Annotated in this window: 20 protein-coding genes; 6 read left to right on the top strand and 14 right to left on the bottom strand. The window is 46.0% G+C overall.

Translation table 11 applies throughout. The annotated features are described in order from the left end of the window. Positions 1-151: 151 nt before the first annotated feature. From CA267_RS07135 to rpe, 3 genes are read right to left on the bottom strand one after another with little or no spacing between them, the layout of a single operon-like run. Complete coding sequence (locus CA267_RS07135; protein ID WP_075608128.1) at positions 152-754, bottom strand: anthranilate synthase component II; 603 nt, start codon at positions 752-754, stop codon at positions 152-154. A 22-nt stretch (positions 755-776) separates the two neighbouring features. Then, a complete protein-coding gene (gene trpS / locus CA267_RS07130) occupies positions 777-1,784 on the bottom strand; it encodes a tryptophan--tRNA ligase (RefSeq protein WP_075608129.1) in 1,008 nt (335 codons plus the stop codon). Between the two features lie 52 nt (positions 1,785-1,836). Next, positions 1,837-2,505 (bottom strand): ribulose-phosphate 3-epimerase, encoded by a 669-nt coding sequence (gene rpe / locus CA267_RS07125; RefSeq protein ID WP_075608130.1) that lies wholly within the window; start codon positions 2,503-2,505, stop codon positions 1,837-1,839. A 405-nt stretch (positions 2,506-2,910) separates the two neighbouring features. Between rpe and CA267_RS07120 the strand changes: the two genes are divergently transcribed. From CA267_RS07120 to CA267_RS07110, 3 genes are all read left to right on the top strand, one after another. Continuing rightward, complete coding sequence (locus CA267_RS07120; RefSeq protein ID WP_075608131.1) at positions 2,911-3,639, top strand: TorF family putative porin; 729 nt, start codon at positions 2,911-2,913, stop codon at positions 3,637-3,639. 329 nt (positions 3,640-3,968) lie between these two features. Then, positions 3,969-4,280, top strand: coding sequence for a hypothetical protein (locus CA267_RS07115; protein WP_075608132.1), 312 nt, complete (start codon positions 3,969-3,971; stop codon positions 4,278-4,280). A 5-nt stretch (positions 4,281-4,285) separates the two neighbouring features. Beyond that, on the top strand, positions 4,286-4,486 hold the full coding sequence (locus tag CA267_RS07110; RefSeq protein ID WP_075608133.1) for a DUF2970 domain-containing protein: 201 nt from the start codon (positions 4,286-4,288) through the stop codon (positions 4,484-4,486). Positions 4,487-4,494: 8 nt separating this feature from the next. Here CA267_RS07110 and CA267_RS07105 read toward each other — a convergent pair whose 3' ends face one another. Further along, on the bottom strand, positions 4,495-5,361 hold the full coding sequence (locus CA267_RS07105) for a Dam family site-specific DNA-(adenine-N6)-methyltransferase (protein WP_075608134.1): 867 nt from the start codon (positions 5,359-5,361) through the stop codon (positions 4,495-4,497). 523 nt (positions 5,362-5,884) lie between these two features. On the opposite strand from CA267_RS07105, the gene CA267_RS07100 reads away from it, so the two are divergent. Next, on the top strand, positions 5,885-6,274 hold the full coding sequence (locus CA267_RS07100; protein ID WP_075608135.1) for a hypothetical protein: 390 nt from the start codon (positions 5,885-5,887) through the stop codon (positions 6,272-6,274). Positions 6,275-6,540: 266 nt separating this feature from the next. On the opposite strand, the gene CA267_RS07095 is transcribed toward CA267_RS07100, so the two are convergent. From CA267_RS07095 to pilM, 10 genes are all read right to left on the bottom strand, one after another. After that, a complete protein-coding gene (locus CA267_RS07095; protein WP_075608136.1) occupies positions 6,541-7,974 on the bottom strand; it encodes a sensor domain-containing diguanylate cyclase in 1,434 nt (477 codons plus the stop codon). Between the two features lie 219 nt (positions 7,975-8,193). Continuing rightward, the gene (locus CA267_RS07090) at positions 8,194-8,634 is read right to left on the bottom strand and encodes a YaiI/YqxD family protein (RefSeq protein WP_075608137.1); all 441 of its coding nucleotides are present in this window, start codon (positions 8,632-8,634) and stop codon (positions 8,194-8,196) included. A 45-nt stretch (positions 8,635-8,679) separates the two neighbouring features. Continuing rightward, the gene (locus tag CA267_RS07085; protein ID WP_075608138.1) at positions 8,680-10,140 is read right to left on the bottom strand and encodes an SPOR domain-containing protein; all 1,461 of its coding nucleotides are present in this window, start codon (positions 10,138-10,140) and stop codon (positions 8,680-8,682) included. Positions 10,141-10,196: 56 nt separating this feature from the next. Further along, positions 10,197-11,264, bottom strand: coding sequence for a 3-dehydroquinate synthase (aroB, locus tag CA267_RS07080; RefSeq protein WP_075608139.1), 1,068 nt, complete (start codon positions 11,262-11,264; stop codon positions 10,197-10,199). Between the two features lie 26 nt (positions 11,265-11,290). Next, a complete protein-coding gene (aroK, locus tag CA267_RS07075; RefSeq protein ID WP_075608140.1) occupies positions 11,291-11,806 on the bottom strand; it encodes a shikimate kinase AroK in 516 nt (171 codons plus the stop codon). A gap of 267 nt (positions 11,807-12,073) precedes the next feature. Continuing rightward, positions 12,074-13,852 carry a type IV pilus secretin PilQ gene (locus CA267_RS07070; RefSeq protein WP_075608141.1) on the bottom strand — a complete coding sequence of 593 codons (1,779 nt, stop codon included), beginning with the start codon at positions 13,850-13,852 and terminating at the stop codon, positions 12,074-12,076. Further along, on the bottom strand, positions 13,845-14,390 hold the full coding sequence (locus CA267_RS07065) for a pilus assembly protein PilP (RefSeq protein ID WP_075608142.1): 546 nt from the start codon (positions 14,388-14,390) through the stop codon (positions 13,845-13,847). The genes CA267_RS07070 and CA267_RS07065 overlap by 8 nt, the downstream gene beginning before the upstream one ends. Further along, positions 14,387-14,995, bottom strand: coding sequence for a type IV pilus inner membrane component PilO (locus tag CA267_RS07060; protein ID WP_075608143.1), 609 nt, complete (start codon positions 14,993-14,995; stop codon positions 14,387-14,389). Before CA267_RS07060 ends, CA267_RS07065 begins: the two co-directional genes overlap by 4 nt. Then, positions 14,992-15,582: a PilN domain-containing protein gene (locus tag CA267_RS07055; protein ID WP_075608144.1), complete on the bottom strand. Its 591-nt coding sequence runs from the start codon at positions 15,580-15,582 to the stop codon at positions 14,992-14,994. Before CA267_RS07055 ends, CA267_RS07060 begins: the two co-directional genes overlap by 4 nt. Then, entirely contained in the window at positions 15,570-16,637 is a 1,068-nt protein-coding gene (gene pilM / locus CA267_RS07050; RefSeq protein ID WP_075608145.1) for a type IV pilus assembly protein PilM, read from the bottom strand. The genes CA267_RS07055 and pilM overlap by 13 nt, the downstream gene beginning before the upstream one ends. A 140-nt stretch (positions 16,638-16,777) precedes the next feature. Here pilM and CA267_RS07045 point away from each other — a divergent pair, with 140 nt between their 5' ends. Both CA267_RS07045 and CA267_RS07040 read left to right on the top strand, forming a co-directional pair. Further along, complete coding sequence (locus tag CA267_RS07045; RefSeq protein ID WP_075608146.1) at positions 16,778-19,420, top strand: penicillin-binding protein 1A; 2,643 nt, start codon at positions 16,778-16,780, stop codon at positions 19,418-19,420. A gap of 54 nt (positions 19,421-19,474) precedes the next feature. Beyond that, complete coding sequence (locus CA267_RS07040) at positions 19,475-21,166, top strand: NAD-dependent malic enzyme (protein WP_075608147.1); 1,692 nt, start codon at positions 19,475-19,477, stop codon at positions 21,164-21,166. Positions 21,167-21,406: the final 240 nt, after the last annotated feature.

The following is a 21,406-nucleotide window of genomic DNA, read 5'->3' as shown; positions in this document are numbered from 1 at the left end:
TCCGCTGCAATTTTGTCGGCATTCACCTGTTGCAGCGCAATTAAAGAATTTGCCGATGAACGAATTTTGTTAAAGCCTGGTGAAGATCCCGCAGACGATCACCCTGTGACTCTATCAACGCTTGGCGTTGAACCTGTTCAAAGAGTGTAATTTATACCCGTGCTGCATTGTAGCTATCAGACAAAAGCAGGAAGTTCTCCAGCAGTCCATGACCGTGTTCGGTTAACAGGGATTCAGGATGAAACTGTACGCCCCATAAAGGAAAGTCGCAGTGGCTGATCGCCATAATCTCCTGATACCCATGTTGGTGCTCACACCAGGCATCTACCTTAAAACATGAGGGAAGGGTGGTGGGCTCAACAACCAGAGAGTGATAGCGAGTGGCGTTGAAGGGTGTTGGCAACGCCTTAAACAGCTGTTGCTGGCGGTGTACTATCTGTGAAACTTTTCCATGTCGGATTTCTTTAGCACCAATCACTTTACCGCCAAAAGCCTGTCCAATTGCCTGATGGCCCAAGCACACACCTAGTAGCGGAACCGTCCCGGCAAAATGTTTAATCGCCGCTAAGCTAATTCCTGCATCAGTTGGCGTGCAAGGACCCGGAGAAATCACCAGTTGTGCTGGGGCCAGATGCTCAATATCCGATAACGAAATCTGATTATTTCGTACAACCTCTACTTGCGCACCCAGCTCAACAAAATAGCGCGCCAGGTTATGTGTAAAGGAATCAAAATTATCAATCAGTAACAACACAAGCTGGCTCAGCTAAATAAAGTTAAGGTTTAGGCAGAAATCCTAAAGCATTATACACCTGCTTTAATGTGGTAGCTGCTCGCGCAGAAGCTTTTTCAGCCCCTTCTTTCATTACGCTGTCCAGATAAGCGCGGTCTTCACGCAGAACCTTAAAACGCGTTTGGATAGGTTCAAGCAGGGCAACAACTGCGTCAGCGACATCACCTTTTAGATGACCATACATTTTATCTTCGTACTCAGGAACCAGCGCAGTAATGGGCTTACCTGTGGCAAGCGAAAGCAACGTCAGTAAATTCGATACACCGGGTTTTTCCGCCTGGTCAAAGTAGACGCGTGCCTGTTCGTCAGAGTCGGTGACCGCACGTTTAATTTTCTTCGCCAGCTTTTTAGGATCTTCTAACAGCCCGATAAAGTTATTTGGGTTGTCATCAGATTTTGACATTTTTTTTGTCGGTTCCTGCAGGCTCATGATACGTGCGCCAAACTCAGGAATAAAAGGATCGGGAATAGTGAAAATGTCGCCGTAAAGATTGTTCATTCGAGTCGCGATATCCCGCGATAGCTCCAGATGCTGCTTTTGATCGTCACCCACCGGAACCTGATTCGCTTGATAAAGTAAAATATCGGCCGCCATTAAGGCTGGATAGGTAAAAAGCCCGGCGTTGATGTTGCTGACATTTTTCGCTGACTTATCTTTGAACTGCGTCATGCGGTTTAGCTCGCCCATCTGCGTGTAGCAATTGAGGATCCAGGATAGCTGTGCATGTTCTGGCACATGAGATTGCACGAACAGCGTGCTTTTTTGCGGATCAATTCCGCAGGCCAGGTAAAGGGCTAAGCCATCGAGACAGGCGTTAGTCAACGCCTCCGGCTCCTGACGAACAGTAATAGCGTGTAAATCCACCAACATGTATAAGCAATCGTGGTCATCTTGCATGGAGACCCATTGTTTAAGCGCACCCATATAGTTGCCCAGGGTAAGTTGTCCGGAAGGCTGACAGCCACTTAATACTATGGGTTTATTACTCATGCTTTCTTTTACCTACTTAAAATAGAATATGATGATGGTGTACGGCCAGCGTTTAGACGTGAGCCAGTTCATTGCGCATCTGCTTTATGACCTGCGCGTAATCAGGAGCATTAAATATTGCTGACCCTGCAACAAACATATCAGCACCAGCTTCCGCTATGGTGCGAATGTTATCCACTTTTACTCCGCCGTCAATTTCAATTCGAATATTTTGTCCGCTTTGGGCGACGCGCTCTTTTACTTGCCGCAGCTTTTCATAAGTCGAGGGGATGAATGATTGCCCGCCAAAGCCTGGATTTACTGACATGATAAGAATATGGTGCAATTTGTCCATTACATGATCAAGATAGTGCAAGGGGGTAGCAGGATTAAATACCAGCCCAGGCTGACATCCCGCATCAATAATAAGTTGTAGTGAGCGATCAATATGCGTAGCCGCTTCGGGATGGAAGCTGATATAGCTAGCACCGGCATCAGCAAACTTACTGATAAGATCGTCGACGGGAGAAACCATCAGATGTACGTCAATAGGTGCGCTAACCCCGTATTTGCGTAGCGCTTCACATATCATTGGCCCAAACGTAAGATTCGGCACGTAGTGGTTGTCCATCACGTCAAAGTGAACAACGTCAGCGCCTGCTGCTACCACCGCATCTACCTCTTCTCCCAGTCGCGCAAAGTCTGCCGACAAAATAGAAGGTGCAATTAAAAATTCTTTCATAAAAACTCCATCTTAAAACCGCCTGCCTTAACCTTACGGGCAGTATAACCTAATCGGTTAAATATTTTTCTAGCTAATGAAAACAGCACATTTACACTTTATCTGCGGTTATCAGGGAAAGCCGAGCCTGGAAAATATGATAACTTCAACCGATTTCATCTCTGCCTCTTGTTGGGGAGCCTGCCTTGTATTGGTGCAGGAGTCCGCCCAATAGCACCCAGACATCTTGAAATAATCACTTTGTAATATCCATTTAAGCTTTTTATTTCATGAGCTTATCGATATTCCTCTAATTTTTGCCGTTGAAAAATTGTGGGCATTAACTTTGCGTTACCGTCTAAAAGAATAAGAAATAGACAGAAATTGCGCAGGAAATGTCCAGTTAAAATTCAACGGAGAACACACGTGAAAATTATTAAAAGATCCATACTGGCGGTTGCCGTGACATCAGCAACGCTAATTGCCACTCCCACCTTTGCTGACGCACTGACTGCAAATGTCAGTGTGACCAATAACTATATTTGGCGGGGCCTCACGCAAACCACCAATGATGCGGCAGTGCAAGGCGGTATCGATTATTCAATGGACAATGGCTTTTATGCCGGCACCTGGGTTTCTAATGTAAATTATGGCGCCGATGATGTTTATTCCTATGAGCACGACCTGTACTTTGGTTTCTCTGGTGAAGCACAAGGTTTTACTTATGATGTCGGCTATTTGTACTACAACTACGATGATGCTGCAGAATTTGATTTCGGTGAAGTTTATGGCACGATTGGCTATGAAAACTTTAGTGCGTCGTTATATCTGTTAGCGAATACAGAAGCAGACGAAGGCGAAGGTCAGGACTTTGGTTTTGCACAAGCGTCTTATGTTTCCTTGGATTACGTGATTCCAATGGCTAGTGGCACTGAAATTGGCTTACATATCGGGCATCATCAAGGTGACTTCGCCGAAGCGTTCAACGGTTTGACTGAGAGCTATAACGACTGGGGTATTACATTGTCTCGCGATAGTTTTGCTTTCATGGTTAGCGGAACCGATATGGATGATAATGAGCCAGCCGCAGGTACAGCTTACGACAACGATTCAGTGAAATTTACCGTTTCTTATGCGGTCGATTTTGAACTGTAAGTATTGTTATCTCTTGAATATCTAAGGTTGTCTGTACTCCTGCCTTTGAAATCGCTACGAATGTTGGCGAACCGATTTAGATTTACTAAAAGCGGCTCTTTATGAGCCGTTTTTTTTGGAATACGAAAAGTCAGCCCGCAGTATCCTCAGCTTTAATGGCAGCATGCTTTCTCATTGTCATTATAGCAATAAGGTGTGGCGTGAATAATTGACCTGCTGGCGGTTTCGGGATTTTTTCCTTGCTTAGAAAGCGAGAAACAATCTCAAGATCAGGTTGTGGTATTGCGGCGAAAGATTATAATGAGGTTAATTATTAAGCGGTGACAAGTATGTTCAAATCAGGAAGAACAAAAGCGCTATTGGCAGTTTGCGGACTGGCTACCGGAATTTGGGTGAGCCAGGTGGTTGGCCATGTCACGCCAGAAGCTGCCTGCGATCATCAGTTGAAAATGGAATTTAATTCAGCGTTATCCGCCACTCATCTGCAAAATCCCTGTTTACCCGGCGAAACCAGCCATGTTAGCTGGTTATCCTGGGTATCTGGAAAGTCTCAATCTTATCAGTTTCATTTTCTGGATTTGCTTGAGTTACTCTACGGGAAAAGTGGTGATGGAGAATTTAATCCACCCACTTCACGGTAATAAGCATGTCTGAAAGCAGCCGTCCAAGAATTATTGATATCATCATGAGTGTTCTAGCGAGTGGTTTCGGGGTACAAAGCCACAAAAATTATCAGCGCGATTTTACCACAGGCACTTTTTTAGCTTATCTGGCGGTTGGTATTGTGGCGTTTCTCATCTTAATTGCTTGCCTGTTCTTAATTGTCTCACTTGTTTTGGCAAACTAAACCGTTTTTTATGGCGTGGAATACTTTTTAGGCGACACCGCGCACGGGTCGGCCGAAGGTGGAAAGAAAGCGAGTATTTCAGCGGCAGGTTTTCGCAGTGCACCATTTTGGCTGATAGAGCGTTTAACCGATAACATACTGATTGACGCACCTTGGTAGAGCTGCCGGGTAATCGGTAAATCGTGGTTAGAGATAAGAACTGGTATACCACGATTGTTCGAGGCCCGTCGGGCTAAGGTTGCCAGCTTAGATTGTGCGTCCATACCGAATGTTGGAGAAGCGTAGCTGGTAAAGGCCGCGGTTTTACTGATAGGTGCATAGGGGGGATCGCAATAAATTACATTGCCTTTGCGGGCACGGCTGAAAATTTTCTCAAAGGGCAAGCAAGTAAAGGTAGCACGCTGAGATTTTTCTGAAAAATTATACATTTCCTCCGCTGGAAAATAAGGCTTTTTATAGCGTCCGAAAGGAACATTAAAACGCCCGCTAAGGCTGTAACGGCAAAGTCCGTTGTAGCCGTGACGATTCAAGTATAAGAACAGAACAGCACGATAATATTCATCGTTAGTCTGGTTAAATTCCTCCCGTAAATCGTAATACATTGCTTCAGTATTATGATGGGAAGTAAAGAAGCGGCGAGCATCGTGAATGACTGCCTCAGGCTGTTCTTTTAAAAAGTTATAAAGATTAATAAGGTCGGCATTGATATCATTAAGCAAATAACGTTTGAACTGTGTGTTTAAAAACACCGAGCCCGCGCCGACAAAAGGCTCAATAAGTTTATTGGCCTGTGGTAACTGGGCGTTGATATGTTCTACCAGACTGTATTTGCCTCCGGCCCACTTTAAAAAGGCACGGTTTTTCTTTTGCATCATGCTGCTCGAATCTTACCTATACGCATTAAAAACCGCAGTCTACGTGAAAACAGAATGGAAATGATTAAGAGGTTCAGCACTGGAGAATCAATTAAAGTAGTTCCACAGGCTCCAATATACCGATTGTATCTGGCATCTGTTATCGCCACAACCAGCAATGTTTCTGTTTGCGTATGTTCTGCAGGATTATTCTGCTATACGGCTATTCTTGGTAAGTAATCGCTGTTGCTCGTTGGCCGGTATAAAAAAGCGTTACATGCATGAAATACAGCTTTTACTTCGTTACCAGTAGTTTCAATCCGCGTGATAGTTGCTTACGCCTGGATAAAACATCATGGTGCTCTATCGAATGCGAACAACGCCGAGTAAGGCTGCTTTGTGAAACGCCCGTTGATTACCAAGATGCTAACGCTCTACGGAGGCGCTATTTAAAGGGGGGCGTTCTTTTAAGTATGAGCGAGCGTAGCTTGTCAACGCCGAATGCGTGTTGTGAACCATTTTCACTACGAATGGATTTAACCCGATGATTTTATTTTTTTACTCACTGCTACTACTGCTCTTTGGGCTGGGAACAAAACTTTGGCAATTCGGTGCCACAGCCTATCTTCTGGAAGATTTTCAGTTCGACTTACCATTAATTATTTTCAACTATTTGGGAATAATTGCGTTATGGGGCAGGGCGAAAAAACGTAAGCTTGGGCCGAGGCTGTTCTGGAAAGTATATTTTATTGCGCTATTAATAAGCATTTTTGCTGTCCCACTTTTTGACGATACGTTGCATGCCATGGCACAACAATATGGTTGGTTATCTGTAATGACGAGCTTTGGGATATCACTGTTGCTGATGTGCCCCTACTACTGGGGAGTGTTCGATTTCGCTTTTCTCACGGCAACCAAGGGAAAGCGGAAGTGATCTGCTTCTGGTGCTTCTTTGCACCTTTGTATTGGGCAGCTAACCGCAACCCCTGGTAATACTAATCACACTTTGATGCGTGATCAACTCTTAAATAGAGGAATCTATTCTAATCGATGTGCAATGTGGATCAGTATAATACCCGTTTTAAGAAAACGAGACGTTAGCGCGAAGGCTGACATTGGAACATATTCACGCCCTGGAACTGAGTCAAGAGTGGTTGAAAAACTTCTTAGCGCGCAGCAGGCAAGGCTACTTTCGCTCATTCAACCGTGGCGCAGGAAGTGGATATTCGAATCAATTTTTGCTTCCTTTTTTTGTCGTGAGTGATTCCAGCTATCAGAGGGGCGGCCGACTCTGTTTCTGCCGGCATCTTTAGCACGATATAATGCTGCATCCGCAATTCTGAATAGTTCTAAACTTTCCTCCGCATGATTAGCCACGAGGCTGGCCACACCAAGGCTGGCAGTAACCATAACCTGCTTCCCCGATTCCAGATTGCACGATGTTTCTTCAATTACAGAACGTATTTCTTCAGCGAGTTCAACAGCGGCTTCCTCTTCCGTATTGGGCAACAGAACAGCAAATTCCTCACCGCCATATCGGGCAGGTAAATCTATGTACCGATGAACCGCTTCTCGAATGCAGTCTGCGACATGCTGAAGGCACCGATCGCCATTAATATGCCCGTAGGAATCGTTAAATCTTTTAAAACGATCAACATCCAGCAAAATCAGGCTTAGGGGAGTACGTTCACGCATGCTCCGTAAAGTTTCTTCTTTTAGTCGCTCATCAAGTTCTCGACGATTAGCCAAACCAGTGAGCTCATCCGTCGAGGCCATTTTCCTTAGCGACTGGTTTTGATCAATGACTTTATGCTGCAAAGAAATAGTTTCAATTACCAAGGCAATGGCTACTGCTGAGGATGAAACAATACTTAGGACGCGCGCTGTGTACCACCCATAGCTAAAACGGGAGCCCCCGTAAATCGTCACAATACCTTCGCAAGTTGCAGCTAACATTGCCACCGCCAGCCAGGAATAAATTGAGCTGGAAAACTGCCCTTTAACAATCACTGTAAAAAGCGCGACAATGCAACTGAGGATAACAATTGGACCCACTACAACTGATAACATGTCTGAATATTGATAAGAGAGATCAATCAGATTAGGAAGTGGCCACCACGAGAACAATGTGCTTAAGATGATCAGTGAAGCGATGAAGCCTGCGGTAGTAAGTAACACAGAAGACCACAGCTTAAATTTCCGTTTAGCGACAAATTTAGAACCATTGAGAAGCATACCGATTGAGATCAACACCGGGAATCCGACATGCCAGAATGTCCACAGCCATGCAGCATCTGTACTGCTCGCGGAAATAAAACTAAGGGAAGAAAATGCATCCGCTAAGAGCACGACCTGAAAAGGCGCAAGCAGTGCCACCCATGAATAAGCAATAGATAAGCATAAAAAAGTTAATCTTCGAGTCACTTTAAATTGTGAAAAGAGTAATATTGCTGTGACGACTGCAGAGATGAAAACGGTAGTACCATAGATACCAACGAAACCAAGTGCCATCCCTAACTGTTCTTGGGCGCTGCCAACTGTCCAGATGCTGCCCAATAGTACCAATACCGCACTAATAGCGATAAATATATACTGGCCTTTTCCCGGCGCAGAATTGAGCAGCTCGTGTTGCATAGTACTTCCGAAACCTAATGACCACAGGCGTTCGCTGAAACGCGAAAGGCTGGGTTGATATGTAAACTAAACATGCATTTCCGATCTTCAATACGGAAGTACGTACTATTATAGACGGAGGATCAGTTAATAGGGGGATGTTTAAAGAATATTTAAAATGCCTTATCGTCAATATAGAATATGATGATATCGATAAAAATAATTGCTTTCCTCGGGCTGTTAGCGTGCAAGAAAGCGGTCTAACTGATTAGCAAATGCTTGCCGGTCCTGTTGATTCAACGGAGGGGGACCACCAGTGTGCACACCGCTAGCTCGCATTGTATCCATAAAGTCTCTGATATTGACCCTAGAGCGGATATTTTCTGAAGTAAAAAGCTCTCCGCGGGGACTTAATGCCGCCGCCGATTTCTCAATGACTTCCGCTGCTAATGGTAGATCACTGGTAATAACCAGATCACCCGCTTCAACGCGTTTAACAATTTCATTGTCTGCTACATCAAATCCGCTGCTCACCTGAATTGCATCCACATATCTGGAATTCGGGACCCGAACCGGCTGATTGGCAATAAGCGTCACTTGGATCTTTTTACGATCAGCTGCCCGAAACAAAATTTCCTTTATCACCACAGGACAAGCGTCCGCGTCTATCCAAATTTTCATTACCTTCCTTTAGGTTTTTTGTTTGTACAAGATAAGCGGCTAAAATTATTCGGAGCCCGCTTGTTGTAGCTCTTCCAACACTTGGGAGCCGCGCTTTACGAACGCGTTCTCTTTACCAGGAAACGGAGGAAGCATATCAGCAGCTTGTCTGGCTAAAGCCAGCGAGGAGAACGGCTGATGAAATATCAGCACGAACCAGTCGCCGCCATAGCGCGTGGTACGATAAATCCAAACCTGTGACTGCAATTCGTAATCCGCCATAAATTGCTGTAATAGATTGCCGTCTTTCAGCCCTGCTAACTGAATGACAAAATCCTCATTTCGTAGCGTATTTGCAAGCATTGCATTGTCTACCTGCACGGATACAGGTTGTTCGGGCACGCTCTCAGATGTAGCACGAGCAGTATCAGCTGCGACTGCTTTGAGTTCACCGGCATCACTTGTTGCTACCTCTGCGCTTTCTTCCGGGGTCTCACCACGTGGAATAGCCGGAGCGTTGTCGCTGATGCTGCTATTGTTATCTTCAAGGTTGGTGATAGGAGTTTGAAGTGCGCTATCGGCAGCGCCTTGTTCATTGTCGTTCGGTTCCTTTTCCACAGGGGCAGTGGCTGCAATGGCGTCTTTCCATTGCCTGACAAGCTGGTCATTATCACCAGACTCAGCGTTTTCAGATTCGTCTTTTAACGGCGAATTTTTGGACGCTTCCAGTGCTTGTTCGACATCAGCGAGCTCGGCAAATGAGGAACCTGCGACTACCTGCGGTTGGGGCTGCTGCGTAGGCTCTGCATCTATTGGTGCAAACAGGCTGTTGATATTGTCGCCGTAAAGCCAGGTTAATATAGCGACGAAAAAAGCCAAAAAAAGCGCTGTCATTCCCACCCAGAACCAAGGTGATTTTAAACGATTAGAGGGAAGGGCAACGGCCGAACTTTCCTGTCGCTTGGCAAGATGGGCGTGAAATGCTTCACGTCGTTTTGCAATCATGCGGTCAAGATCGCTTCCAAGCTGTTCTGAAATTACAGATTGGCTGCTTATCAACAGTGGTGTATCTGTATTCTTCGCAGGTAGCCACTGCTTCGCGCTTTCGGCCCAACGTGTTTCCCCAAACAGCAGAACATTCAAATGTTGCTTATTGCTGGCAAAACGGCTTTGCAGCACTAAATCCCACAACTCCTGAAGTAATCTGTCGGGAAGATGTTCGGCTTGGGTAATTGTGATCAGTATCGGGCCGCTATGCTGGTTAAGATCGGCCAGTAATTCATTGAGCGGACGAACATAGCTTCCGACTACCTGACCCAGCAATTGGCGACAAAGCTGTCGGCGATAATCCGACAATTCCATGGAGGCTTCAGCAGTAATGAACGCAATTTCCGTATCGTCATGCTGCTGAAAAACAAAGGCTTCTAAGGTTTTCTTTTGCTGGGCAATGGAATCCCCGCTGACAAATATCAGCTGCGAAGAATAATTGACCAGATACTCAAGTCTTTCGTGTAATTCGGAGTGCACCGTTTGAACCTTTGTTCGTCATCCTTGCTGCGAAAAATCCCTTGGCACTGTAATGTTTATTGAAGAACCTGCCGCAGAATACTTTCAGTCACATCTTTGGTGACAACAGCCTTTCCAATGCCCTGAGGTAACACAAAGCGAATATTTCCGGCTTCCACTTTTTTGTCTCTGCGCATGTGCTTAATGTAAGCATCGTACTCCATGTTGTCTGGACCAGTAACAGGAAGCGCAAATGCTTCCAACAGTCCCTGAATACGAAGCGCTTCCGCGGAGCTCATCCAGTTCAGGTGCATGGCAGTATGACAGGCCATAACAGTACCTGCTGCTACCGCTTCGCCATGTAGCCAGTTGCCATACCCTTGTTCTGCCTCAATAGCATGACCAAAAGTATGACCTAAATTAAGTATGGCACGCAATCCGCCTTCCCGCTCATCTTTTGCTACCACATCGGCTTTAATCTCACAGCATCGCAAAATGGTTGCTTTTAACGCCTTTTCGTCCAAACTGTTCAGCGCATCATGGTGGCTTTCCAGCCAATCAAAGAAGGAAGCGTCGTAAATAATGCCATATTTGATGACTTCCGCCATACCGGCAGCAAATTCTCGAGCCGGGAGTGTGGAAAGCGTCGCAATATCGATGGCAACCAGAACGGGCTGGTAGAACGCGCCAATCATATTTTTGCCTAGCGGATGATTAACTGCCGTTTTGCCACCTACTGAAGAATCGACCTGAGAAAGCAAGGTGGTGGGCACCTGAATAAAGGGCACTCCGCGTTGATATGTTGCGGCAACATAGCCGCAAAGGTCGCCCACTACGCCACCACCCAGTGCAATAAGCGTTGTATCTCTGGCAGCATTCATTTCAAGTAACCTTGTCATGATGACGCCATACTGTTCAAGCGACTTGTACTGCTCGCCGTCAGGTATGGTGATGACTTCAACAGACTTGTCACCACACGCCGCAATCATATCGTCAAGGTAAAGGGGAGAGATGGTGTCGTTGGTAACAATGACTGCCAGCGGGCCTTTTATATAAGACGCAAAAAAGCCAGTCTGCTTTAACAGACCGGCTTCAATGTGAATAGGATAACTACGCTCCCCAAGTTCTACAGTTAAACGGGACATGCGCGTAGCTCCTTCTTCGTTATAAGTTATAAACCAATTTTACTAATGATTTGATTTGCTACTGCGCGGGCAGACTGATCATCAGTATCTACAATGTAATCTGCAACTTCTTCGTACAAAGGATTACGCGAATCAGCAAGATCACGCAACACCTGCTCAGGGTCACCCTTTTGCAGCAGCGGGCGACGCTTGTCGCGTTGTGTACGAGCAACTTGCTTATCAATTGTGGTTTGTAGATAGACAACAATGCCGCGTGCAGATAAACGGTTGCGAACAGCTTTAGTTACGATAGAACCGCCACCAGTGGCAAGCACGATACCTTGTTTATCTGTCAGATCATTGATGACAGTTTCTTCGCGCTTGCGGAAGCCATCTTCACCTTCTAAATCGAAAATCCATGTGATGTCTGCGCCAGTGCGGCGTTCGATTTCCTGATCGGAATCGTAGAATTCGAGGTGAAGTTCGTCTGCCAGATGTCTGCCTATGGTACTTTTACCTGCACCCATTGGGCCAACCAAAAAGATATTTCGTTTTTCAGCCATATTTGCTTATATCACAACTTTTATAATGTTAAGGGTAGTGCGTCTAGCCTGTTTCTGACCACCCGTTCACTCGTGCTTATTCACTTGCCAATAAGCACCACGCCTAAAACCTCGCTTAAATTTCGAGAGCGCGATTATCTCAGTTTCCCGTGTAACGATGCAAGTTTTGTTGTGCTTAAAATGTACTTCTTTGTTTTTCAAAGGGTTAGGCTTCAGAAAAAGCAGAAAAAGGGGGCTTTCCTATACCCTGTTTAAAAAATCCTTATTTTAAAGGCTCTCGGTGACTATCTTTGGCGTAACAAATATCAGCAATTCACGCTTTTGCGAGATTGTAGAAGTGTTTCTAAATAGAGCGCCGATTCCGGGTAAATCACCAAATAACGGTATTTTTGAAATATCATCGGTGTTTATCTGCTGGAAGATACCTCCCAATACCACGGTTTCGCCATTTTCCACCAGTACCTGGGTTTTTATTTCCTGCGTGTCGATAGCCACTGCCGGGCCTGTAGAGGTCTGAACCGTGTCGCCCCGAGTATCCTGAGTAACAACAAGATCTAAAATAATGCGGTTATCGGGGGTAATGTGCGGCGTTACCGTCAAACTTAGTACTGCCTTTTTAAATTCTACCGACGTTGCTCCACTTGAAGTGGCCTGTACGTATGGAATTTCAGTTCCTTGCTCAATATAGGCTTCTTGCTGGTTTGCCACAGTAATGCGTGGGCTCGCGATAATTTCACCTTTATTTTCAGACTCAAGTGCAGACAGTTCCAAATCTAAAATAGTGCCGTCGACCAGGCTGGCTACCTGAAATCCTATTCTACCGGCGGAGTCATTGGTTACAGGAAGGTTGACGTTAAGACGGTTGTTAAGTGAGGGAATAACGCCGCCAGCGACAGTACCCGCGCCTTCCAGAGAACCTGAAACGCCATCATCGCCCTGCTGATCAGTAAAACCCCAGCGGACGCCTAGTTCCTCACCCACGTTATCACGCACAGTCACCATACGAGATTCAATTAATACCTGTTTTACCGGCACGTCCAAGGCCGTAATCATCAGACGAGCTTCGTCAATGGATTCCTGCGTGTCTCTTACTAACACGGTGTTGGTTCGTTCATCCACCGTGACGGAACCACGATCTGTCAGTATTCCTCCCTCCTGCGTTTTTAAAATATTCGCTAGAGCTTCGGCTTTGGCATAATTCACAACAATGTTTGCAGTTCGTAACGGCGCCAGATCAGCAACCTGTTTTTTCGATTGCAGTAGCTGAGTTTCCCTGGCGGTCAGTTCTTCTGTGGGAGCAACAAGCAAAATATTTCCTTCCAAGCGCTTATCCAATCCTTTAATTTTTAGAATCATTTCCAGCGCTTGATCCCAAGGCACACCAGAAAGACGAATAGTCACATTGCCGGTGACTGTATCGGTGGTTACCAAATTAAAGCTGTTTACCTGTGCAATAATTTGCAGTACCTGACGTACGGGCACATCTTGAAAATCCAGAGATATCGGATTACCGGTATATTTGGAGTCATCCTGAAGCTTTTTAACGTCTTCTGCGGTCATGGGTTCAATTTCAACGCGAACAAGTTTATCTTCCTGACTGTGGCGCGCAAACACTTGCCCTTCGTACCGCAATATCACGCGGGCGCCAGTTTCATCCTGAAAAGTTTCGATACTTGATACCGCTGTGCCAAATTGCGCCACATCAAGCTCTACTAGTTGATCGTTCGCTAATTCAGTACCAGGAAGCAAAACGGTAAGTTCACCTTGCGCTTCAATTATCTGCGGTTTGCTTTTTTCGTTATTAAATTCGATGGTGGTGATCGCAACCTTTTGTCCTTGGCGCTTAAAACGAATATCCATTAAAGTAGAAGAAAATGGCGCTTGCTGCTGTGAATAAGGATCAAGTAGCACCGGCTCAACGGTTTGAGCGACGGCAGGTTCTGCCAGAACTTTAAAAAGTACCAACATCACAACAGAACCGCTTAACCAGTACCATTTGCGGCCACTACGGTTAAGTTTTTTATTAAATATGTATCGCTCAGACATTTTTGTTTTCTCCTGCTGTCGAAGACATCGTCAGCGTGGTTTCTTCGCGTTGCCAGCAACCCGCGCCATCCGGCAGCAATTGTTCTATCATGACAGAATTATTGGTAATTTTTTTTATGGTGCCGTAAAACAGCCCCACCTTGCTGCCAACTTTCGCTTTATGAAGGCTGCCATCATTCGATTTAAACAATACCCATTTCACCCCTTGACTGGTAAAACTTCCCCCTAGAGACAAGGCGTCCAATCCGTAATTTTCAAGCGCTTCTTTTCGCCGGCCGAAGTCGGGTTGAACACAATTTGCCTGCTTTGCCACGACAACCGGTTCTGAGCGTTCTAACGGGGGAGCAAAGGGACTGCGCAACTTTGCGGCCTTATATGTAAAGGCAGGTTGTGTTTTAAATTCTGGGTAAGGCTCAATTCTTACCTGCGTGTTTTGCTTTACCTGAGCAATATATGCCACCAGATCATCAGTCTGAGGCGCGCACGCGCTCAGGGAGCCAAGACAAAAAAGCGAAAAAATGATAGGGCGGATCTTCATTTTTTATCATCCTGCACATTTGCTAATGCTGTGCGGTACGTCTTTGCTTGTAGCTGCAAACGTAATCTGCCTTCGTTTTGAGAAATAGTAAAGTCATGCAGCGTAACGATACGCGGTAAGTCGGCGATTTTGGAAACAAATTCTCCAAAGTTGTGGTAGCCCCCGGAGACTTCCATTTCAATAGGTAACTCGGTATAAAATTCCTTTGGAATTTCTTGTTGCCAGTTAAGTAACTTAAAATTCAAACCCGCCGTAGTGCCTACATAGGTTATATCGTCCAACAGCCCGGGCGTTTCGTTGCTGGTGGGAAGAGATTTCAGCATGGAGGAGAAGTCTTCTTCAATTTTATCCAGTTGCGCTTTATAGGCCGATAGATTAACTGCAATGCGATATTTTGCTTCAAACTGCCTTTTCAGTTCTTGCTCTTTAACCTCCGCGGCATCAAGGACCGGTAATTTAGGGCTGACAATAAACCAGTAGCCTAATCCGCCGACCAAAATGGCAACAAACAGTGAGACTACAATTTTTACCTCTTTCGGCCAAATGGCAATCTGTTCGAAATCCAACTCATTAAGTTCTTTTAACTTACTGAAATCAAAATTCATTTTTTGCCTCCAGTGCTGATTTCGTCTTCGGGCTGGGGAGGCGCAATATTGGGGCTAATGGTAAACTTTAAGGTAAAGTCACTAACAGCGTCTCGTTCGCTGGTATCAGCTACAATGGAAGAGAGTTCTCCACCGGAAAAAACAGTTGAGGCATCTAAACGGCGCATAAAGTCAGACAAGCGGATATTAGAATCACTTACGCCTTCCATTTGAATCGTGTTGCCAATACGGCGCATTGACTTAAAAAATACTCCGGGAGGAACAATTCGCGCCAGCTCGTCGAAAACCGCAGGGGCCACATTCCGGCTTACCTGTAATTGCTCTATAAGCGCCATTCTCTGCTCGATGGCGTTTTTGCTCTCTTTTATCTTTTGAATTTGCGAAATTTGCGAATCCAGCGCAGATATTTCCCCTTGAATATAGTTATTGCGGACGTTCTGGTTACTTATTTGCTGGTCAATAGCCTGCCCGATAAACCAGCAAACTAGTCCTACAATTGCCGCCACAGCGCCCAGCGCGCCAATATACTGTTGTTTTTGGTGCTGACGCAGTTTTTCACGCCAGGGAAGCAGGTTTACATGTGCCATGGGGTAAAACTCCGGCTTGCGAGTCCTGCTGCAATAGCAAGCTGGGGAGCCAATTCTTCTAAACGTTTCTGATCCAGCTTAGGGTTTATTGTCATGCCCGCAAAAGGGTTAAACATTTCTACTTCAATACCTAAATCCTGAAGCAATGCTTCGACCAGCGGAAGAAGTGTTGCTCCACCGCCGCTTAGCAGAAGCTTATCCGGTCTGCTAGCGTGCAGAGTACTGACATACATCTGGATAGCGCGGTTTATCTGTTGTTGCAAATTGGCGGTGAAAATGGGTAGCGTATCTTGTATCCAACTACTCGGCAAAGAACCGTTCATGAGTTGCTTTTCAGCGTCTTCCCGTTCCAACATCTGGATAGCGGCGATATCCTGAACAAGAGCGTTCATACCAAAAGCATGCTCTTTACTGTAAATCACCTGGCCGTTTTGCCAAACGCAAACCTGAAGCAACGAAGCGCCGACGTTAATACAACATACTCTTTCATCTTCTGCGGCGCGGGGATAGAAATACGCAATAGCATTGCCCAGAGCGTAACCTTCAATATCCACAATTTTGGGTTCATAAGGAACTTCCCGCACCAGAGTAATGCGGCTATCTACTAAATCTTTATGGGCGGCAGAAAGCAAAACATTCACTTTACCGATATGGGATTTGCTTGGGCCAATCTCCTCGAAGTCCAGATAAACTTCTTCCAGCGGATAAGGAATTAAACTATCCGCTTCAATTTCGATTTGGCTTTCCAACTCAAAGTCGTTCTGATCCGGCTCCATATAAACGGTTTTACTAATTACGGATGTTCCCGCCACCCCGATTGCGACATTTTTGCTTTTTGTTTTTAATGCGTTTTTTACCTTTTTAAGAGCAATGCTTACGGCCTCGTAATCTTTAATTTCTCGTTCGGCAAAGGCAATTTTATTTATGGCTTCACATGCGTATCCTTGCAGAACATAGTTGTCGCCAGATTGTTCGATCAACACTGCTTTTATTTGACGTGTGCCTATATCAAGGCCCACAATGGGGGGCAGCTTTTTTTTGAACAGCGATTTCATTTGCTGGATTCCGAAATTCTCATATGAATGCTCTACGTTAGGATGTTACGCAATTTTTTTGAAGTTTAGGGTTCTAATAACCATTCGTACGTATAAAATACAAATCATTTTGGCGTGTTAGCCTTGGTATCATAGTCTTCGTGAAGCATATTAAACTCCTTATTTTACTCATTTCTATTGGCAGCCTTGTTGGAGCTGTTGCGTTGGTTGGTATCTATTTTTATATCAAACCTGACTTGCCAAGCGTCACTGTCCTGAAGGATGTACGTTTGCAGACGCCTATGCGTATTTACACTCACGATGGAAAACTTATTTCCCAGTACGGTGTTAAACGGCGGATTCCGGTAAAACTTGAGGATGTTCCGCAAGATTTGATCAATGCTGTGTTAGCCACAGAAGACAGCCGGTTCTATGAACACTATGGCATCGATCCCATTGGCTTAGCACGGGCGGCATTTAATTTACTGCTGACAGGTGAAAAACAGCAGGGAGCAAGTACGCTGACGATGCAGCTGGCGAGAGGCTTTTTCCTTTCCCGGGAAAAAACGTATATCCGCAAAATCAAAGAAGTTTTCATTGCGTGGCACATAGAACAGGTGCTTTCTAAAGAAGAAATTCTTGAGCTTTATTTGAATAAAGTGGAGCTAGGCCACAGAGCATTTGGGGTAGGCGCTGCCGCTCAGGTCTATTACGGTAAGTCTTTACAAGATTTAGATCTGGCGCAGCTTGCCACCATTGCCGGTCTGCCTAAGGCGCCTTCTGTGCTTAATCCGATAAGCGGCCCGGAACGCTCTAAGGAGCGCCGCAGGGTAGTATTACTGCGTATGCTGGATGAAGAATTGATTACGCAGGCACAGTTTGACGAAGCTTCTGCTCAGCCAGTTTCAGCGAAAAAACATGGCGCCGAAATAGAAATCGGGGCACCGTATCTGGCTGACCTGATGTATTCAGAAATGGTAAAGATTTACGGCAAGGAAGAAGCCGAAACCGGCGGTTACCAAGTCTACTCCACGGTACCTTCTGCAACCCAGCAAGCGGCGCAACAAGCGGTGGTTCGTAATCTGCACGATTACGACGAGCGTCACGGCTATCGGGGACCTGTTTCATATCTCTGGGGAAATCCAGACTCACAAAAAGCGAATAAAGAGCCCACCAAGCAGAATCAGTCACCAGCAAATGATGCTTGGAGCGAAAAAGAGATTCTCAACGCGTTGGCCCACGTAACCCGCTACTATCCGTTAGTGCCTGCGGCTGTTCTTGCCGTAAATGAAAAAAGTATTGATGTACTGGATGCCGATGGCGAGCGAAGAACCATTACCTGGGAGAATTTGGACTGGGCCAGAGCTTACATTACAGATTCTCGCCAAGGGGATGAGCCTGAAACCGCCAATGATATTGTGTCTGCAGGCGCAGTAATTTATCTGCGTCAGCAGGAAGGAGAGTGGCGGATTTCGCAGATCCCTGAAGTGGCTGGTGCGTTTGTCGCTATTAATCCTCATAACGGTGCAGTTCAGGCAATAGTCGGAGGTTACAGTTTCTATCAAAGCCAGTTTAACCGCGCCACTCAGGCTAAGCGTCAAGTAGGCTCAAATATTAAGCCGTTCATTTATTCTGGGGCCATTGAAAATGGTTATACGCTCGCCAGTATTATCAATGATGCTCCCATCAATCAGTGGAATGCCGCAACAGGCGTGGCTTGGCGCCCACAAAATTCGCCTGCAGAATATGACGGCCCTATCCGTCTACGAGTGGCGTTAGGAAAGTCGAAAAACGTTGTGTCTGTCCGGCTATTGCGCGGCATGGGAATTGACGTCGCCGTGAAACACCTGGAAAAGTTTGGTTTTAACCCTGACGATATTCCCCACGATGAAACTGTCTCTTTAGGGTCAGGCTCACACACGCCACTGGAAGTCGTGCGGGCGATGTCGGTTATAGCCAATGGCGGCTTTTTGGTTCAGCCATTTTTCATCGACAGGGTGCTGAATGAAAAAGGCAAGGTGTTGTGGAAAACCGATCCGGTGTGGGATTGCAATCCCTGTAGCGATAATGAAAGATCGGAAGCTGCAGTGGCAACCCGCGAGGATGCTGACGTAGAAGCATTGTTGGCAGCACAGTTGGGAAGTGAAGTGGCTCTTGGGCAGGAAGCTGAACAAAAAACGAAAAAGTCTGCTCCGCAGGTTATTTCATCGCAAAATGCTTTTCTTGTAGCAGATATGATGCGAACGGGTGTGCGTGCTAACGGAGACTGGAACAAGAAAACCTACTGGCTGGGCACCGGCTGGCGGGCGCGCAATCTTCTACAGCGTACTGATATTGCGGGTAAAACCGGAACAACGAATGATTCGCGCGATACCTGGTTTAGTGGCTTTCATCGCGACTTAGTGGCGACAGCATGGGTTGGTTTTGATGATCCGAATCGAAATCTCGGGCGCGCCACGCGTAATCAAAATTTAATCAACCGGAATCCAGAGAAATTTAACTGGATAGGCAACGCCATGATTGGCGCAGAGGATGGTGCAAAAGCCGCAGGTCCGGCATGGATAAGATTCATGCAAGTGATGCTGGATGACGTACCTTATGCGCCTATGCCGATTCCTGATGATCTCGTGCGTGTACGCATTGATCGTACCACTGGAAAGTTGACCCGACGCACAGACCATACGACACTGTTCGAATATTTCCTGCAAGGAACCCAACCTACTGTCTATGTGAGAGATGATGAGGTGGTGGATCCTGCACAAGAGGATGATAACTCGGCCCTTGAGCCCGAGGAGATATTTTAATTTGATTACCTTACAGGCGCAGGCGTTCACCGTCTGATAAAACGCGGAAACATAATGTCAGAAGATTCAAACCGATACCTCTATATTCCCCATTCGGGGCCTTCGTTGCTGGAAACACCGCTGCTGAACAAGGGCAGCGCGTTTACGGCGCGTGAACGTGCTTCCTTTAACCTGACTGGGCTGTTGCCGCCCCGGTACGAAAGTATTGAAGAGCAGGTTGAACGCGCGTACATGCAGTACAACACTTTCGATGACGCGTTAAATAAGCATATCTATTTGCGTGCGATTCAGGATAACAACGAGACGTTATTTTATCGTCTTATTCAGCGTCATATAGAAGAGATGATGCCGATTATTTACACGCCCACGGTAGGCGATGCGTGTGAACAGTTTTCAGATATTTATCGCAGTTCTCGTGGCTTATTTGTTTCCTGGGAAGAAAGGCATCAGCTGGATGACATAGTAAGGAATGCCACTAAACGTAAAGTGAAAGTGATAGTGGTCACAGACGGTGAGCGTATTTTGGGATTGGGCGATCAGGGCATTGGCGGTATGGGGATCCCCATAGGAAAACTGTCGCTTTACACGGCATGCGGCGGGATTAGCCCAGCCTATACATTGCCGGTTATGTTGGATGTGGGCACGAATAACGAAAAGTTATTGAATGATCCTATGTACATGGGGGCGAGGCACCCGCGTATATCTCAAGACGAATATGATGAATTTGTTGATATGTTTATCAAAGCAGTTAAACGCCGCTGGCCTGACGTTATGATTCAGTTTGAAGATTTCGCTCAGCCTAATGCGATGCCAATCCTCAGCCGCTACCGCAAAGAAATCTGCTGTTTTAACGACGATATTCAAGGTACTGCTGCGGTGACATTAGGAACACTGTTAGCCGCGTGTCGTATGAAACAAAAACCACTTTCTGCTATGAAGGTGGTATTTGTAGGCTCAGGTTCAGCCGGCTGTGGTATCGCCGAAATGCTTGTGCAGCAAATGTGTAAGGAAGGTCTGTCTGACGAACAAGCTCGTAAACAGGTGTTTATGATTGACCGCTTTGGCTTAATCACCGAAGGAATGGTTGGTTTACGGGATTTTCAGCAAAAGCTGCAACAAAAGCAGGCCGATTTGGCACAGTGGACTTACAGCGGCGATTATCCTTCCCTTCTTGACGTAATGTATTGCGCAAAGCCCGACGTATTGATCGGAGTTTCGGGGCAGCCAGGTTTATTCTCAGAGCAAGTGATTCGGGCGATGAAACAAAACTGCCATCTTCCTATCATTTTTCCTCTAAGCAATCCTTCTCGTCAGGTAGAAGCGCGACCTGAACAGGTTATTGAATGGACGGATGGCGAGGTGATTATTGCGACCGGCAGCCCGTTTAAACCGGTGGTTTATAAAGATAAGACATATTTCATTGCTCAATGTAACAACAGTTATATCTTTCCCGGTATCGGACTTGGCGTAATAGCCAGTAAAGCCAGATTGATAAGCGATGAAATGCTAATGGCAGCGAGTGATGCCTTAGCTTCAGCCTCGCCTATGGTGAACAATGGAGTGGGAGCTTTACTGCCACCTTTAACACAGATTGCTCAACTCAGCAGAGAAATTGCCTTTGCTGTGGCGCGGGTAGCGATGCAGCAAGAACTGGCGCTTGAAATGACCGATGAGGCGCTCAGATCCAGTATCGAAAGAAATTTCTGGCAAGCTGAATACCGCCCCTATAAGCGCGTCAGTATTTAGATAAAAGCAGCGCGAACAGCTTTGTTCGTGCTGCTTTTATGAGCAATACGCAACGAAGTGATCATTCAGCGAGGATAGGAAGGTCCTGCGCTTGGCATGGACCATCTGGCAGCTTTCGGCGCTTTAGTCCCTCGCGTTTTCACTATTTTTTATTGCCTGATTTTTCTCTTTTCTTAAGCATCGTTCGCTAATCTTTTTTAGTATAAAAATCGGCCAGCGTATTTGAATGGCAACAAAGAT

This window comes from Alteromonas pelagimontana, assembly GCF_002499975.2.
GTDB classification, from domain to species: domain Bacteria; phylum Pseudomonadota; class Gammaproteobacteria; order Enterobacterales; family Alteromonadaceae; genus Alteromonas; species Alteromonas pelagimontana.
The sequence above is the reverse complement of the archived record's forward strand: the minus strand, read 5'-3'. Positions and strand labels throughout refer to the sequence as shown.

What these genes read in the sequence shown, in the direction of transcription:
- trpS (WP_075608129.1), bottom strand. Translation starts at nt 1,784, where the DNA reads ATGAGTAATAAACCCATAGTATTAAGTGGCTGTCAGCCTTCCGGACAA.
- rpe (WP_075608130.1), bottom strand. Translation starts at nt 2,505, where the DNA reads ATGAAAGAATTTTTAATTGCACCTTCTATTTTGTCGGCAGACTTTGCG.
- CA267_RS07115 (WP_075608132.1), top strand. Translation starts at nt 3,969, where the DNA reads ATGTTCAAATCAGGAAGAACAAAAGCGCTATTGGCAGTTTGCGGACTG.
- CA267_RS07110 (WP_075608133.1), top strand. Translation starts at nt 4,286, where the DNA reads ATGTCTGAAAGCAGCCGTCCAAGAATTATTGATATCATCATGAGTGTT.
- CA267_RS07105 (WP_075608134.1), bottom strand. Translation starts at nt 5,361, where the DNA reads ATGATGCAAAAGAAAAACCGTGCCTTTTTAAAGTGGGCCGGAGGCAAA.
- CA267_RS07100 (WP_075608135.1), top strand. Translation starts at nt 5,885, where the DNA reads ATGATTTTATTTTTTTACTCACTGCTACTACTGCTCTTTGGGCTGGGA.
- CA267_RS07095 (WP_075608136.1), bottom strand. Translation starts at nt 7,974, where the DNA reads ATGCAACACGAGCTGCTCAATTCTGCGCCGGGAAAAGGCCAGTATATA.
- CA267_RS07090 (WP_075608137.1), bottom strand. Translation starts at nt 8,634, where the DNA reads ATGAAAATTTGGATAGACGCGGACGCTTGTCCTGTGGTGATAAAGGAA.
- aroB (WP_075608139.1), bottom strand. Translation starts at nt 11,264, where the DNA reads ATGTCCCGTTTAACTGTAGAACTTGGGGAGCGTAGTTATCCTATTCAC.
- aroK (WP_075608140.1), bottom strand. Translation starts at nt 11,806, where the DNA reads ATGGCTGAAAAACGAAATATCTTTTTGGTTGGCCCAATGGGTGCAGGT.
- CA267_RS07070 (WP_075608141.1), bottom strand. Translation starts at nt 13,852, where the DNA reads ATGTCTGAGCGATACATATTTAATAAAAAACTTAACCGTAGTGGCCGC.
- CA267_RS07065 (WP_075608142.1), bottom strand. Translation starts at nt 14,390, where the DNA reads ATGAAGATCCGCCCTATCATTTTTTCGCTTTTTTGTCTTGGCTCCCTG.
- CA267_RS07060 (WP_075608143.1), bottom strand. Translation starts at nt 14,995, where the DNA reads ATGAATTTTGATTTCAGTAAGTTAAAAGAACTTAATGAGTTGGATTTC.
- CA267_RS07055 (WP_075608144.1), bottom strand. Translation starts at nt 15,582, where the DNA reads ATGGCACATGTAAACCTGCTTCCCTGGCGTGAAAAACTGCGTCAGCAC.
- pilM (WP_075608145.1), bottom strand. Translation starts at nt 16,637, where the DNA reads ATGAAATCGCTGTTCAAAAAAAAGCTGCCCCCCATTGTGGGCCTTGAT.
- CA267_RS07040 (WP_075608147.1), top strand. Translation starts at nt 19,475, where the DNA reads ATGTCAGAAGATTCAAACCGATACCTCTATATTCCCCATTCGGGGCCT.